Raw genomic sequence first — 15,196 nt, forward strand, 5'->3', positions numbered from 1 at the left:
AAAAATTTTAAATCTTAATTCAAGTTAAATACAAACTGTATTTCAAACAACAGATAGTAGAAGGAACTACCTCCTCAGTAGTTCTGAATGTAACAGTTGGCATTGACAGGAATAATGTTGTCGTCAGCACCTAAAGCCGCTCAGGGACGTTCCAGGTAATTTGAATCCAACTGCCGTAAACACGGTGTGGTTAATGCTGTTGGCCTGGATCTTAACTGTTTTAAGAGCCCGAACGGAATGCGTCATAAACGTCTGGCTTCGCAGGCGCATCTTCATGATGAGGATGCGACTGCGAATGCCTTTAGGGAACACGATCAAAGGCCCCATCTGAGCCCAAATGTATGACTCCCTTCTTACACTGTTAGCATTGTTTTTGGCTGGGTGGTTTGATTTGTGGTGGATCCAATGATACCTAATCACCCTGCGCTAAATTAATAATCTCAAAAGATCAACAGGACCGAGTTCTAACTCAATGATGCTATTATCGCGCCAGGATTGCCGCAGTGGCGACGATTATGATTGTGTTTTCAGTTTTGATACTTCTCACTCTAGAGTTCTTACGGCGGAGTAATGATCGCTTGAAGCTTGTAACTGATACCAGACGATGATCCTGTTAATCCACATATAAACCTAAAGACAAAATGTAGGTTTCATATTGTACTTTGCATAATTGATTAAACATAAGTATTGATGAGTTCCAACTGCTCAGAGATGTCTCACCCTGGAGTTTCAGTCACCCCTACAGTCCGAGCAGATGATCACTTTTGGTTAGAGAGTATGAACGAAGGGCCGTAAGAGCACACTGCAATCCACTGTGGGTCATATTACTGACGACCCGCCACCGGTATCTGGCACCGTGTTACGGTCTGAATTGAAGTGGTATTCTCCGATTTCACAAAAACTAAAAGTTGTATCTATAATAGCCCCTGTGATGCCAAACAACGCGGATAACGAAGCTTGGCAGGAGCTATTCTATCAGAGATAGACCCCACTTCACTTTACGCCTCACTCAATTTATAGGGCACACCACTGGTGTGGTTCCAGCCATTTCTTTTTGCCTGATACAATTACAGGTCAGCTTGAAACAGACCCCAAGGCTAACGCTGACAAAGGGATAAACAGAAAAGCCGGTATGAGGAATTTTCTGCTCAAGAAGTTGCAACCTGATAGTTTCAGCAACCTCCATAGCCCCGACTAACTCGGTGTTGGGGAGTAGGCAGACAAACTCCTCACCACCATGCCTACACGATTAACGTATTCGGCAACCCCGATGAGATACGCGATTCTTTGCAAGGAGTCTGCTATCTGTTCTGTATGGCCCAACTATTCTCTGTCAGGTAATTTTTACATAGCCCGAAGCCCTGCCCCCCACTGCTTGCCAGTTTTTGGCGTGCATTTTAGTCAATTGTACATTTGTATAAACCACAGTTTGTGCAATGTTACTCAGGAGTAGATATGGGGGGAAACAGGATAAAAACACCTAAAGGTGACACGTTGAGCGCACATGTATGTATAGAATTATTTGACGAGGCACCGACGGCGTTCGTACATGCACATAGTGTGTTTTCCGGCACGTATGTGCCCAGCAGGCAGCCTCCTTTTGTCATGAGGTAATAAACTAAAGACCGAATAAAAAAGCCATTCACAGTGATGAGCTACACCGGAATGGCTTTTTTGTATTGTCTTAATCAAACAGTAATCAAATATTACAATCCGGCCTTTCTCCGCAATCCTTCAGCATCTGCCGTACGTAACGCCGCCAGCAGGTTTAGCGGATTGATATCATGGGGTTCGTTATGCATGGTCTCTCCAGGCTGACAACTGGCTTCGGCAACTTTCAGTAACTCATCATCTGTCACATTCCCCAGTCCGATGTCAGCCAGAGTAGTCGGTAAACCAATTGATTCGCAGAAACTATAAACAGTATCAATAGCTTCGGGTTCACGGTCTGTCAGCATCAACATCACGAGTGTACCAAATGCCACTTTCTCACCATGCCAGTAACAGTGAGTTTGCGGTAATACGGTAAGCCCATTATGAATAGCATGAGCGGCTGCCAGACCACCACTTTCAAAACCTAAACCAGAAAGCAATGTATTCGCCTCAATCACATGATCCAGCGCGGGTGTTACCTGATGATGTTCGCAGGCACTTTTCGCCAGCACGCCGTATTTCAATAATGTGTCATAGCATAAACGCGCTAATCCAAATGCTGACATCGGCCCGGGGCGGGTTGTCATGTTACCGGCACCTTTAATACGGCAATCCTCCGCTTCAAACCAGGTAGCAAGAGCATCTCCCATGCCGGATACCAGGAAACGGACCGGTGCATCAGCAATTACCTGCGAATCCACTAATACCACGTCAGGGTTACGTGGTATCATCAAATAGCGTTTAAACCTGCCTTCCGGGGTGTAAATCACCACTAGCGAGCTGCAAGGTGCATCGGTAGATGCCAGTGTCGGTACAATAGCAATCGGCTTTTTTAACATCGCGCCGGTAGCTTTAGCAGTATCGAGCGTCTTTCCACCGCCGATACCAACAATAACATCCGCCTGATAAGATTCAGCCAATACTGAAATACGACTTATCTCTTCATCAGAACATTCACTATTAAATACTTCAACCAAATACTCAACTTTCCCGCTCAGAGCCTGATTTATCTTATCACCCAATTTTTGGTGAACGACAGGGTCCTGCAATACTAATGCCCTCTGTCCTAATCGGGATAACTCATCACCCAGATAAATACTTATTGATTCAGCACCCTGTACATAACGCGCAGGGAATATAGCTGTAGTGATCATTGTATGTCCTTACAGTAAGTTGGAAAAAATTAAATAGCATGATGTGATTAATGAACAGACTCGTTGTTGATTTCCATTTTATTATCGAAATTAATCATCAATGAGCAAATCAGATAACCCACGGCTGCCGCAGCGAAAAACATCATGGCAATGTAATAATTACCCGTAATCTGAACAACAAAACCAATTAAGATAGGAATAATTGCAGCGAATAAGTTACTACTGAAATTCATTGTTCCACAGAGAGTACCAGCAACTTTTTGTGCACCTAATAATGAAGGAATAGACCAGTAGACACTCGCCCAGCGTAATGGGAACATCGCTACCCCCAGCAAGATAACCGCCGAAATGGGATTATTAATATTAGCGCATATAAATATCCCGACGCCAGCCGTCACCGCCGAGATACCCAGCATGGTATGCATGACTTTGTTGGTATCGGCACCGGAATTCCTCCAGCGGTCCATGATATATCCACCAGTTAATTGGCCGATAAAACACAACAGAAAAATAAAGGCCATTGCGCCACCCATTGATTTAATATCAAAACCATAGGTTTTCTGAAAATACAATGGCAACCAAGTCATTAATCCGTAAAATACCGTACTATAACAAACCCAACCACCGATTAATGCCTGGACATTCCGTTGTTTCAGGTAGGGTAGTACATCTTTTATTTTATATTTTTCTGGTTTTTTGGTAGAGAGTTCATTATTTTTATTAATATGCTCTAATTCAGCCTTGTTAATTCTAGGGTGTTCGTGAGGATAGGTCCTGATATACCACCATGCCAGCATCCCCGCCAACATCGTTCCCAACCCCGCAATAATAAAGGCCATGCGCCATGAACCAAAGAATGCAATCAGCCAGGTCAGGATCACCGCACCCATGGCTGTCCCCAGAGCCGCACCACCGTCTAACAACATTGACCCACGTCCACGTTCCGTTGGTGTCAGCCATGTCCCCATCAGCTTGGCACCTGCTGGCATAATTGGTGCTTCTGATACGCCCAGTCCAACACGGGATAATGCCAGGAAGGTCGTTGAGTGGCACAGTGCTGCAATGGCCTGGAATGCCCCCCAGGTAATTGTCGCACAGGCAATAATTGTCCGTGTTTTAAATCTATCGGCTAATACGCCGCTAGGAACCTGCATTAAGGCATAGGCCCAAAAAAAGGCACTGTGCAACAGCCCCACAACAATAGTATCTTTAATATTAAATTCTTCGACAATATACGGCATGGCGATCGCCAGCGAGGTTCTGTCGATATAATTGATAGCCCCCAGAAGCAGTAATATTAAGAATATATTCCATCTAACCTTAGTCGGTGAGGTATTATGGTAAGCCTCATTCCTTATTATAGACATGACACTCTCCTGACCATATTTATGCATATGGTTTTTATCAAGAATTGTTTAACTAAAATAAATTATATTACATGATTGAGCCGATATTCCATGGCACAAACTCCAGGCTGCCATATCCAAACTGTTCACTTTTAGTTTTTTTCCCTGATGCCATTTCAAGTATCATGGCATACAATCTTTCACCTGCTTCAGCGATAGTTTCCTTGCCTTCAACCACATCCCCGCAATTAATATCCATATCTTCCTGCTGGCGAACCCACAACGTATTGTTGGTCGCTAATTTAAGGCATGGAGTGGGCTTACTGCCAAATGCAGAACCGCGACCCGTGGTGAAACACAATAAATTTGCGCCCCCGGCAATTTGCCCGGTAACAGCAATAGGGTCATACCCGGGGGTATCCATAAATACCAGTCCTTTGGCCGTAACAGGCTCTGCATACTCATAGACTTCAACTAAATTGGACGTGCCGCCTTTAGCAATTCCCCCAAGTGATTTTTCCAGTACCGTGGTTAACCCCCCCACTTTATTGCCCGCCGATGGGTTATTATTCATTTCACTTTTGGTTCGCTGACAATAATCTTCCCACCACTCAATGCGGGCGATCAATTTTTTACCTACGGCTTCTGAAACAGCACGACGTGTTAATAAATGTTCTGCACCATAGATTTCTGAGGTTTCAGACAGGATTGCTGTTCCCCCCTGCTGGACAATTTTGTCTGCCGCATACCCCAAGACGGGATTAGCAGAAATACCGGAATAACTGTCCGAGCCACCGCATTCAAGTGCCAAAATAATTTCCGATACCGGTACTGGTTCACGCTTAACCTGATTTGCATCATTCAGCATGCTATCAATAACGGTAATACCTTGAGTGATAGTTTTCTGGGTTCCACCAGTCTCCTGTATTGTCATGGTATGCAGTTTCGCACTCTCTTTCAGCCCTTCAGTGTTAATCAAATCCTTTATTTGGTTAGATTCACAACCTAAGCCAATAATTAATACGCCAGCAAAATTCACATGCCTCGCATATCCACTCAACGTCCGGCGCATAACAATCATTGCTTCGCTGTCAGTGCCAATAGCGCAACCAAAACTCTGTGGCAGAGCAACAATCCCATCCACATTCGGATACTCATCCAGTCCGATTTTCTTATAGTGATCTTCGATAGCTCTGGCCACTGTAGCACTGCAGTTAACGGTGGTTAAAATACCGATAAAATTGCGGGTCGCAACACGGCCATCCACACGTTTGATCCCCATAAACGTATCGGTCTTTTCTGCTTTAGGCAGTGTCAGGGTATCTTCGCCAAACGCATAGTCACGGGTAAACTCACCCATACCCAAATTGTGCATGTGAATATGCTCACCTGCATTTATAGGTTGTGACGCAAAACCAATAATTTGTCCATAACGCTTAACGGGGGCATTTTTCTCGATATTGCGTATAGCAATCTTATGCCCTTCCGGTACCGGGTTGAGAACGGTGATCTCCTCTTCAGGAAGCGGTGTACCCGCACTGATATTGATGCGGGCAATAACAACATCATCGTTAGGATTGATTTTTATTGCAGGATAGACATTACTCATCATTATTATCCTCTTATTGATCTACCTGATGCTATTTAGGATTTCTTTTACTTGATTGATTTTTTCTGCCGATAATTTTCGGGTCGGTGCAATGACCTCCGTTGAAATACTCACGCCACTGGCATTGATGGCTTCCTTTACTACACCAAAGAACGGTGTTTCTAATGCATACAGTGACGAGAGTTTGGCAAGACGGCGTTGCAACACAAAGGCCTGCTCATACTCTTTATTGATGAACGCATCATAGATCCCACCGGTCACCTCCGGCGCAAAATTGAAGGTAGCCGGGATCCCCCCGTGCCCGCCCAAAATTAGCGTATCAAGCATATATTCATCATAACCCGAGAAAATGATAAAGCCGGGCCGGACAGCATGAACGCGATTAATCACTTCACGCGTATGACTGATATTATCAATAGTATCTTTGATACCAACGATATTCGGAACCTCTCTGGCCAGTTGGGTAATAACATCCAGACCGATATCTTGTCCGGTTAATGCCGGGAAGTTGTACAAAAATACCGGCAGCGTGAGCGCTTCAGCGATGGTTCGGTAATGATGATAAAGATAATCGCTATTGAGCTGAGCATAATAAGGATTCACCGCCAGAACGGCATCAACACCAATCGACGCCGCATGTTGGCCATAGGCAATAGTTTCAGCCGTTCCCGGCGCGGCAATCCCCAACAATACCGGCACTCGCCCATCGATATGCTGGACGCAGAACTCGGCGACCTCAAGACGCATTTCATGTGACATATGACAGAACTCGCCGCCACTGCCCAAGATAAGTACCCCGTGAGCTCCCTGCGCAATCACATGGTCCAACAGTTTTGCCATGCCGGTTTTATCAAGCTGACCTTTTGCATCAACCACGGTAGGGACGGGAGGAAAAACACCTTTAAATCTGTTCACATTCACCACCATCAAGTTCTGCATATGGAACTTATGTTCCTTGTATGGAAAATGATGCGAGAAAATTGAACCTGAGTCAACTGGCTCAAATAGTGAACTGTGATCGAACGCTTATTTTAGTTACTTAACGTGGGATAATGGTGTGATGACCTGATGACCCCGTCATCAGGCTTTGAGTAACGAACTTAATACAGAGCAGGTATGTTGGACACGACGGGCAATATCTTCCCACTCGTCATTCGGCAGTTGGAAAAGTACTCCGGACACACTGATTGCAGCAATGACCTTACCCTGAGCATCATGCACAGGTGCTGAAATACAACGTACGCCGAGACTGTCCTCTTCATCATCGCATGCCCAACCGCGCTGACGGATTTCAGCCAATTGCATTTTGTAGGTGGTACGGTGGGTAATCGTTTTTTCGGTAAAAGCCGGAAAATGCTCTCCTTCAGGCAACAGATCATCAATCTCTTCATCAGATAGCCAGGCCAGCAATACTTTACCTAAACCCGAGCTGTATAAAGAAAGACGTTTCCCTTCCCAACTACGAACCACAATAGCCTGAGGACTTTCCATTTTTAACAAATAAATCGCCGCCCGGCCTTCCAATACACCAAGATGGCAAGTCAGGTTAGTACTGTCGCGCAATTCTGCTAATAATGGCAATGCGATGGTTTTAATATCAAACTGTTGAATTGCTTTATTGCCCAATTCATATAACAGCAGGCCGAGTGAATACTTATCTTTTTCCTGACGGAGCAGTCCCTGCACCACCATGGCATTAAGTAAAGTGGACGTGCTGCTCTTGGGTAAATCAACACCGCTGTAAATTTGACTAAAAGTAGCACTGCCGTGTTCTGCCAGGTAATGACAGACACGAATAGCTTTATCAAGAGCCGGGACCGGAGTGGTAGGTGTCTTCATCATCGTGTCAGTTGGATAAGATTATTAATGGATAACGAATGAGAATTGTAACGTTTTTATGAGGCTATGTACCAATTAAATGAGTCACCTGCATTAGGGGAAACCGTGGCCCAGTATTCTTTAAGATAACGTGATAACTCTCACTATTTCTATCCGTGGGCGTACGTGCTGTCTTTGCCTAATCTGCTGGCAGGCTTCACTCTATTTAGTCCATGTCACGACCTCTTGCTTATCATAATGGGATGACCCGAAAGATATTTCCGAGCTATTGGTCTTCATTAAATTCTGTTCAACATTATCTAAACCAGACACTGGAAAAATCTGCTGCAGACGTAACCGACGCTGATATCGAGCAGTTTTGTCGCGGGTTCAGTACGGCCATCGAGCTGCAAAAGAGTAAAGCTGCGAATGCCCGATAAAAACGCTAGAATCAGTCATCTCCGCCCGGTGAAAGCAGAATAAATGACCGACACTCCACTTCCTCAAACATCAGGCTCCACAATAGCAACAGACTCTCCTTCATCTCAAGTGGTCACCCAAAATTTGGGGCATCTCGCTTTCTGTGCGCTGACAGCCCTGCATCTGGCTCGTCAGGAGGGGGCCATCAACTCCCCGTATGCCGAAAATATGTTTCTGATTCGCTGGTTATCCCTGGCCCAAAAACAGAAGCGATTTCCTAAAACGGTCGCTCAGGACATTGTCTGGTTGCAGGAGAAAGGGCGGCTCAAGGGAACAACCGCCAATTTGAAAAAGCATGTTGAGTATCTGTACCGCTCGTGTCCAAGGGTGATTGAAGATCAAACGGATTTGTTCAGATTAACCTATTCCATTGAAACGCTGAAAGAGCGTGGCTGGCGAAATATCTTGCTGACGCCGTGTGAATTACAACGCGGAGAAGACATCAATTTGTTAACCGACGGTTCAGCCCTCTATACCGAAAAGTCAGCGCTGAGTCATAGCTTTAACAGTGAAGGAACGCCGACGCGCTGGTCTCATGCGCGTTACTCATCCCGTCACTCCGTTAATTTATCGACAATAATTTCCAACTAAAATCTAATCAATTTACCGCTATCAATAATCATGATTCTGAAAAAATTATTTTGTAATAGGCACCACAACGCAGCTAGTCCAAGAAAACATCCGCACCTTCCTTTGGTCATAATTCCCTTAAGATAGGCTCTTCTATGCTCGCTTTAGCTACGCTTCCCTTGCTGGGAACACCATAGTAACGATCACCACATGCCGAGGAACGCTCAAACCATCTTTATATAACCCACAACTATTGGTGGTCATTCTGGTGGTCTTGACAGGAGGGTAATTCAGATTTAGCTTACTTATTAGCCAGTTACTGGCAAAGGCGATCCCAGTCAGAGGAGCCAAATTAGAAAAGCTCGCTTAGGCAACTAAGCGGACTTTTTGCTTTTGTTTTTTGATCGTTTTTGTGTGTTACTGGCCGAAGCCTCTTTTCTAAGCTGCCTGTACGGCAGTGAACCAAACAATGCAGCCTTTGCTGGTATTTGGATTTTTCTAAGCTGCCTGTACGGCAGTGAACCTTGTTACCAATCATCGAGCAGGAGGCATGATTTTCTAAGCTGCCTGTACGGCAGTGAACCCTCTGAGTATTAATCTCGGCGCGCTTGGAATTTTCTAAGCTGCCTGTACGGCAGTGAACAATTATAAAATACACATAACTTGCTGATGGTAAAAGAACAATAGACTGCGAGGGTAAAAAAGACTTTTTTAATACTCTCGGCCAACCCTGTATAAAATCAATACGTTAGTATTGGCCGAAAAAAAGGGTTAAAAATAGAGAATGGTGGCGATGATGCTGCAACCATAAACGCTAAACCTTCCTGTAATCAGAATTTTCTGCAACTCACCTTGCTCAACAAATAACAAGAAGTGTAGTGTACTAAACTGGCTTTTTAGTCGTAAAAAAAGCAGATTACACCACTGCTAATGGCGGTTTGGAATACGTTATTTTGCTTCGTTTTCCGTTATCCACCGGCCTATATTTGGATTGATCCTGTGCGGCTATTATCGTACCAGGCCGACATTTTGATATGTTAATTGTTAGATATCCTGGAAATTACAACGTTGTGTGCAACGGAGACATCCGTACAAAAGTGCGAGATGGGTATTAGTCGACGCGAAGGAATATGAATATGGCTGAGTTTCAGAATCCGTTTTTCACCAGCACGTCAGAAGACGTGGAAGCCGAATACGTTTGTGGTGTTGAAGCCTTACGGGCAGGCGATTGTAACGCTGCAAGCAGACACTTAGGCAATGCTGCTCGGGGAGGTCACGTTTCGGCATTATTCAATCTTTCTCTTCTTTGGGGGTCAGGCAGTGTGACGCCCTATGATTTCGATCTGGCGGCAGACTGTTGGTATAAAGCAGCGGAAGCCGGTCATCCTCGAGCCAAAGCTATTCTCTGGCAGTTGGAGGCAGCGGATCGAGGTGGATTTGGGGCAAATAATCTCGCTAAATTTGCCAAAGACGCGAATTCTGGGGATAGCCTGATATATTCGATAATGGTTTGTGCCGCCCGCTTTTATGATGTGATTTGCCGAAAATACGGCGCTACGGTGGACGTTATCGCTTATGAATTGGATGCAGCCACAATGAGCAATTTTGATTTCGTTCATTCATTCGTCAAGCGAACTGGCATAAACAAGGACTTCTACGAAGGGGGTTTGAACCGGTTAAAACCCGATTCAGCCGCGGATCAAATCGTTGATGGCCTAAATCAGTTACATGCTGCGATGAGATCGTCAGGTGTAAGCGAAAAGCTCGCTGCCATGGCCCGTTGCTCTATCGTGGGACATATCATTGCAAAATCACCCTACGGAGAGCATTCTCAGCCGCTTCGCGGTATAGATACGTTCTTTATTGAGGATGCCGGATTATTAGCTGAATCGGACGAGAGTCATGCCAACGAAATGGACTTATCTACCAGAAAGCGGGAGTCTCAGGTCGAGCAAGCTCAGAGACAAATCGCAGTTAATCTTGAGCAGATGGGGGCATCGGTCCTCCTCATAACGCAATCAGGGAAAGTCGTTATGGCGGCAGACAGCTTGCAAGACCGACCACGCAATTGGTTTGGTGGGAAGGTCATGGAGGTCATGATAAGCCGCCCAGGCTTAGCCCCGTATTTCATCTATTATGAGAACGACGAGTACTACTACAACATGTCTGGGCCTGCTCAGCAGTCCTTTTCCAACGCTCAAGGCTACAACAACTATCGCAGTAACGTATCGCAAGCCCTATGCATGTATTTGGTGGTACACCTGATAGCAACACAGGGTAACGATATAAGTCATCCTGAGATGTCATTCAGTCACAACAGAATACACACTAATGTCATCGCCTACGTTGATAGGCTGAATAACTGGTACCCCATTCAACACAACTCGGCAGAATCAGACTCAGCGACAGAACGCAAGGTCGCACTGGTTAATAGGGGCGAGATCGACATTACTGATGTTATTGCCGTTCATCATACATCTCCCTCATAGATTAACCGCGGTTGCGGGGAGTAGCCTTTATCGGCAATTCCCCGAACTGATCCAGACGTGCGCGGCTATCTTCCAGGATTACTGTCCGATGGGTTGATACCCTGCCACTCCGGTTTATTCGGCATGTCCGCGTCGTCTAACACTCTATAAAATGAACTTCATAAAACTATACATAAAAGGCTGATTATTATAATGAAGCCACTTTAGGCATTGGTTTTGCGTTCAAATACCTAAGACCATCCTGCGTCACTGTTATAAATTGCACTCTTTGTGTCGTGGTTTACGCAGATTGAAGTGACTATCCTTGGTGGGCAACTGGCAATTAATACACGCAGCAGCACAATGTCGCCGCGTATCGATTAATGTCGAATGGCTATTCGGTTATCCCCTTTTTTGCAGATGATTCAGGCTGCCATACAACGCCAGCAAATGTGCGTATTCAGTCGTATCATAAAAATTACAGGTACCTCGTCCATATTCTTTGGCCACTTCAACGGCGAATTTTACCACCAATGCAATATCCACTTCGTGGCTGGCCCCGGTACCACATCCCGGTACAACCGACTCGGTGCAGATTGCGACGCCGACCACCGGCGCAGTTGTGGCGGTAGAGGGCTGGAGAATACTGTTGATATGATGCACACCATTACCATACGGTGTGATGTCTTGCGTCGTGATAGGGAATGTTACTGCCGGGCGACCACTGGTCATCTCCATGATGCGTAAAAGATCTTCCGCCACCCGCAAAATATAGCCTTCCTTCACCGTCGGTGAAAGTGCGTAGCCTTTGTGATTGAGTATACGGTTGCCTTTGGTCGTGTCGATCGACAAAATGGCATCGGCTTGCGTGATCATCTCATTATTATTCATCGTCACGTCATCAATCGGCGAATCCATAAAATCAACGGGATCGTGCGAGCGAGTTGGTGCATTTGGACAAATGTGGGTGGTGACTATCACATCTCCCGGTAATACATCTCCGTTATGTTGCATCTGTGCCAGTTTCAGCGCGCTGGCAATTACCGCAATGGCACCATCACCGTCGGAAACCAGCCCGATACGTGTTGGCCGCGCACCAACCCCACCGAGGCGGCCAATAATACCCAATGTAGGTGCCTTGCCGCCCAGGGTCTTGCCTTCACTGCCCACAATTTCAATGCGCACAAAATCAGTTGCCCCTTTCTCGCCATCGACGCGATGGGTCGTGGCTTTTACCGCCGGGTATTGGGCAAACAACGCGACAATCTCTTGTCCGTTAACATATGCACTATCAATTAATTCATAGGCTTGTATTGTTTGTTTCAAACTCATTTTTATACCTCAATCATGTTGCCGGGTGAATCAATGCATCCTGCATCAGCCGCTACTGGTTATTTCCCTTTACTGGAAAAAATGGAGTTAAAGAAGTTATACAGTGCATCGCCGGCAATAAAGCCTGCCGCCATAATTTCCATCGGCGTGCGGCCTTTATCACCCCAGCGTTTAATAATTAGGATACGCAGTGCGATACCCACCACTACCGCCCACCCTGCCATCGCGTTGTTAATTAGCAATCCAGTGGCCAGCAGCACCCCAAGCTGGCGCTTCGGCCCACCAATGAATTGCACGATAGCGCCGGGAATAGCCCAGATAAGCAGATTCAATGCAATGCCCGGCTGTGCACCGGCCTCGATAGTCTTGGCATATACCCGCGCCACTGGTGGAACCAAGCCCTGTAGGAAATAACTGGTGTAAGAGAAATAAACTACCGGAATGGCAATCACAAAAGCGATAAGTGCAGCGATCAGTTGAATGCGGCGCCCCCACAACTCTTGCTGCAAGTCTTTACCATAACCTCGCAGGATAAAACCGGCTTTCAGATCAAATCCCATATCGGCAAATGCCGGCCCGGTTGCCGCAGTGAAGCCTGTCAGAATGCATAATGCTAGCGGGGGGAAACCAATTAAAATACCTATAATCAAGGTAATCAGCGCGACGGCAAAGGCAGGGAACCAACCAGAGTGCATCGCTGCGATACCCACGATCAATTCATGTACAAAGGCAGCAAAAGCTGCATAAATCACAAACAGTAACAGCATGACCAATGACATTTCACTGTATAGACCACCGGCCAAAGCCAGCAGTGCAGCAATAATGATATACCCAACCGCGCCCAGTCCCAGTGCCTTACGCACCTCGCTGTCAGGTTGCGCATGAGTGGATTTGCTCTCGCCATTCTTATTGCGAATCACCTGTACAACTTGAATCAAGGCCACCAAACCGGCCCCAACCATCACCCCGTGTGGAATAAAATGTGCATTGATATCGACTCCGGTCATTGGCTGGCCGTAAGCTCTCAGCAACAAACCGACTCCAAACATGCTCAGAGCCCAAATATTGCCAATAAAAGCGGTACCAAAGGCTGCCATCGGAACTTTTAGCATTGAACCGGCGATACCCACCAGAACACCCACCACGAGCAGCCATGCTTGCTTACCACCTCGGTCACCGGCTTTGATTGCTTCCGCAGCAGCCACACCGGGAGGCCAGGCATTAGCGGCCGGAAAGACTTTGGTATCAAATAATCGATACAATAGATAAGCATCCAGCAACATCGCTGCCGCAACACCACATAGCATCGGTAGGATCAATTGCGGTTGGCCCATGACATAGGGCACAGCAATCGGCATCAACAAACTATTAGCAGCACCGAAGGTGGCTGAAGAAATAACGGTTTGCGCCAGATTCTGGGTATGTATCGAACGATAGCGCTGAAACATCTGTAATGGAATGCGCGCAAGCAGCATGGCAATAAGCGCACCGATAATCGAGGTATTAGGCGTCACGCCCAAGGTTGTTATCAGTTGTACGCCGATAATTGCCCCCATAACGGATAACAGCACCATAACCAGCAGCGTGCTGATATCTTTCAACGGATTTATCGCTTTTTCTGGTTTCATAAGCCCCTGTCTATCTTTGGTATTTGGCAAAAATAATATTTCAGGCATAGGATGCCGTCGCAGTTCCAATATTTGGAACCAACAATGAAATTTATTATTTATAGCCTGACTTAGCTTATTTAATTGCACCGTGCTTATTCACAGTGCAATTAAATAATCGGTAAGATGCCCTGGTGTTGGCATACTGATTTATTAATCAAAAACAAAACTCTATTCGCGGTGAGTTATTTGATCTGTTGCCAATATTCATCACCGAGTTTTTTCGCTAATTGCCGGGAAACCGTTATCAATGCCGCCAAAACCTGAGGTGGATAAGGCTGATCATCGGACTGAGAGGGGAAAGATAAGCATAACCCCACCGTTTCACTACGGTGTTTATTGGTTACCGCCGTCGCGAGTGAGCTGATCCCAGGCAGGGTTTCGTTACGCGCCAAAGACCACCCTTGCCCCCTGATTTGCGCCAGTTTTGGCAGCAATGTATCGAGTATTTGTCCAGAATCCGGCAGGGCACCTTGATAGCCAGCGATAAAGCGTTGCCGAACATCATCATCACTTTCTCGTGCCAATATGGCCCGGCCTACCGAGGTTTCCGCAGCGGGTGAACATCCGCCAACCGGCGTGACCACATGTAAGAAATGACGGCCAGGGAAGGTTCGCATAACCCTGATATCTCGCCCCTCCAGTACCGATATATAACCGGTACAAAAAGTCAGTTGGCCTAAATGCGCCATAGCGACTGCCGCATTGTCCACCAATGGCGTTGATAAATAGTGGCTAGCAACGGAAAGCAGTAAATGACCAATTTTATACAAGCGAGTCTGAGGATCTCGCTCCAGCAACCCTTGGTTTTCCATCGTTTGTAATAGGCGCGAAACTGTGCTTTTCGGTAAACTCAGTTGTTCAACCACATCGCTGAATGAAATACCCGGCTGACCGTGCGTTATGCATCGATGAGAAAATAACTTCAATACCGCAGTGGCATTTTCTAATGTCGTCATCTCATACCTGTTCCATTATATGGAACCAAGTTCTTAAATGGTATTTCGAAATTAGAACCCGTCAAACTTATTGTCAATAAGTTTATTTTTTTATGTGAAGTGAAATTGAAAATAATGATAATGTTATAAAAACACCCCAG

Annotated in this window: 12 protein-coding genes; 2 read left to right on the top strand and 10 right to left on the bottom strand. The window is 46.0% G+C overall.

Annotation, left to right across the window (positions count from 1 at the left end; translation table 11 throughout):
• Positions 1-1,009: 1,009 nt before the first annotated feature.
• The 6 genes from V2A85_RS16075 to V2A85_RS16100 form a co-directional block, all read right to left on the bottom strand.
• Complete coding sequence (locus tag V2A85_RS16075) at positions 1,010-1,186, bottom strand: hypothetical protein (protein ID WP_372558600.1); 177 nt, start codon at positions 1,184-1,186, stop codon at positions 1,010-1,012.
• Positions 1,187-1,706: 520 nt separating this feature from the next.
• On the bottom strand, positions 1,707-2,807 hold the full coding sequence (locus V2A85_RS16080) for a glycerol dehydrogenase (protein ID WP_420071824.1): 1,101 nt from the start codon (positions 2,805-2,807) through the stop codon (positions 1,707-1,709).
• A gap of 47 nt (positions 2,808-2,854) precedes the next feature.
• Entirely contained in the window at positions 2,855-4,174 is a 1,320-nt protein-coding gene (locus V2A85_RS16085) for an MFS transporter (protein ID WP_372558598.1), read from the bottom strand.
• A 67-nt stretch (positions 4,175-4,241) separates the two neighbouring features.
• Entirely contained in the window at positions 4,242-5,762 is a 1,521-nt protein-coding gene (locus V2A85_RS16090) for a UxaA family hydrolase (RefSeq protein ID WP_372559875.1), read from the bottom strand.
• Between the two features lie 21 nt (positions 5,763-5,783).
• Entirely contained in the window at positions 5,784-6,686 is a 903-nt protein-coding gene (locus V2A85_RS16095; RefSeq protein ID WP_372559874.1) for a dihydrodipicolinate synthase family protein, read from the bottom strand.
• Between the two features lie 156 nt (positions 6,687-6,842).
• Positions 6,843-7,601, bottom strand: coding sequence for an IclR family transcriptional regulator (locus V2A85_RS16100; protein WP_080991755.1), 759 nt, complete (start codon positions 7,599-7,601; stop codon positions 6,843-6,845).
• A 462-nt stretch (positions 7,602-8,063) separates the two neighbouring features.
• On the opposite strand from V2A85_RS16100, the gene V2A85_RS16105 reads away from it, so the two are divergent.
• Positions 8,064-8,651, top strand: a complete 588-nt coding sequence (locus V2A85_RS16105; RefSeq protein ID WP_420071825.1) for a DUF2913 family protein — start codon at positions 8,064-8,066, stop codon at positions 8,649-8,651.
• A 750-nt stretch (positions 8,652-9,401) separates the two neighbouring features.
• Here the strand turns inward: V2A85_RS16105 and V2A85_RS16110 are convergent.
• Positions 9,402-9,545, bottom strand: a complete 144-nt coding sequence (locus V2A85_RS16110; protein ID WP_127891223.1) for a type I-F CRISPR-associated endoribonuclease Cas6/Csy4 — start codon at positions 9,543-9,545, stop codon at positions 9,402-9,404.
• A gap of 221 nt (positions 9,546-9,766) precedes the next feature.
• Here V2A85_RS16110 and V2A85_RS16115 point away from each other — a divergent pair, with 221 nt between their 5' ends.
• Positions 9,767-11,119 (top strand): hypothetical protein, encoded by a 1,353-nt coding sequence (locus tag V2A85_RS16115; RefSeq protein WP_420071826.1) that lies wholly within the window; start codon positions 9,767-9,769, stop codon positions 11,117-11,119.
• 381 nt (positions 11,120-11,500) lie between these two features.
• Here the strand turns inward: V2A85_RS16115 and V2A85_RS16120 are convergent, their stop codons facing one another.
• From V2A85_RS16120 to V2A85_RS16130, 3 genes are all read right to left on the bottom strand, one after another.
• Positions 11,501-12,430, bottom strand: coding sequence for a DUF1177 domain-containing protein (locus tag V2A85_RS16120; protein WP_420071827.1), 930 nt, complete (start codon positions 12,428-12,430; stop codon positions 11,501-11,503).
• Positions 12,431-12,489: 59 nt separating this feature from the next.
• Positions 12,490-14,058 (bottom strand): OPT/YSL family transporter, encoded by a 1,569-nt coding sequence (locus tag V2A85_RS16125; RefSeq protein ID WP_372568996.1) that lies wholly within the window; start codon positions 14,056-14,058, stop codon positions 12,490-12,492.
• Between the two features lie 224 nt (positions 14,059-14,282).
• Complete coding sequence (locus V2A85_RS16130; protein ID WP_420071828.1) at positions 14,283-15,056, bottom strand: IclR family transcriptional regulator; 774 nt, start codon at positions 15,054-15,056, stop codon at positions 14,283-14,285.
• Between the last annotated feature and the right edge of the window lie 140 nt (positions 15,057-15,196).

The sequence above is a fragment of the Yersinia sp. 1252 StPb PI genome, assembly GCF_048593885.1.
Lineage (GTDB): Bacteria > Pseudomonadota > Gammaproteobacteria > Enterobacterales > Enterobacteriaceae > Yersinia > Yersinia enterocolitica_E.

Coding starts and splice junctions, on each gene's coding strand:
- V2A85_RS16125 (WP_372568996.1), bottom strand. CDS start 14,058: ATGAAACCAGAAAAAGCGATAAATCCGTTGAAAGATATCAGCACGCTG.
- V2A85_RS16130 (WP_420071828.1), bottom strand. CDS start 15,056: ATGACGACATTAGAAAATGCCACTGCGGTATTGAAGTTATTTTCTCAT.
- V2A85_RS16115 (WP_420071826.1), top strand. CDS start 9,767: ATGGCTGAGTTTCAGAATCCGTTTTTCACCAGCACGTCAGAAGACGTG.
- V2A85_RS16120 (WP_420071827.1), bottom strand. CDS start 12,430: ATGAGTTTGAAACAAACAATACAAGCCTATGAATTAATTGATAGTGCA.
- V2A85_RS16090 (WP_372559875.1), bottom strand. CDS start 5,762: ATGAGTAATGTCTATCCTGCAATAAAAATCAATCCTAACGATGATGTT.
- V2A85_RS16075 (WP_372558600.1), bottom strand. CDS start 1,186: ATGGAGGTTGCTGAAACTATCAGGTTGCAACTTCTTGAGCAGAAAATT.
- V2A85_RS16085 (WP_372558598.1), bottom strand. CDS start 4,174: ATGTCTATAATAAGGAATGAGGCTTACCATAATACCTCACCGACTAAG.
- V2A85_RS16080 (WP_420071824.1), bottom strand. CDS start 2,807: ATGATCACTACAGCTATATTCCCTGCGCGTTATGTACAGGGTGCTGAA.
- V2A85_RS16105 (WP_420071825.1), top strand. CDS start 8,064: ATGACCGACACTCCACTTCCTCAAACATCAGGCTCCACAATAGCAACA.
- V2A85_RS16100 (WP_080991755.1), bottom strand. CDS start 7,601: ATGAAGACACCTACCACTCCGGTCCCGGCTCTTGATAAAGCTATTCGT.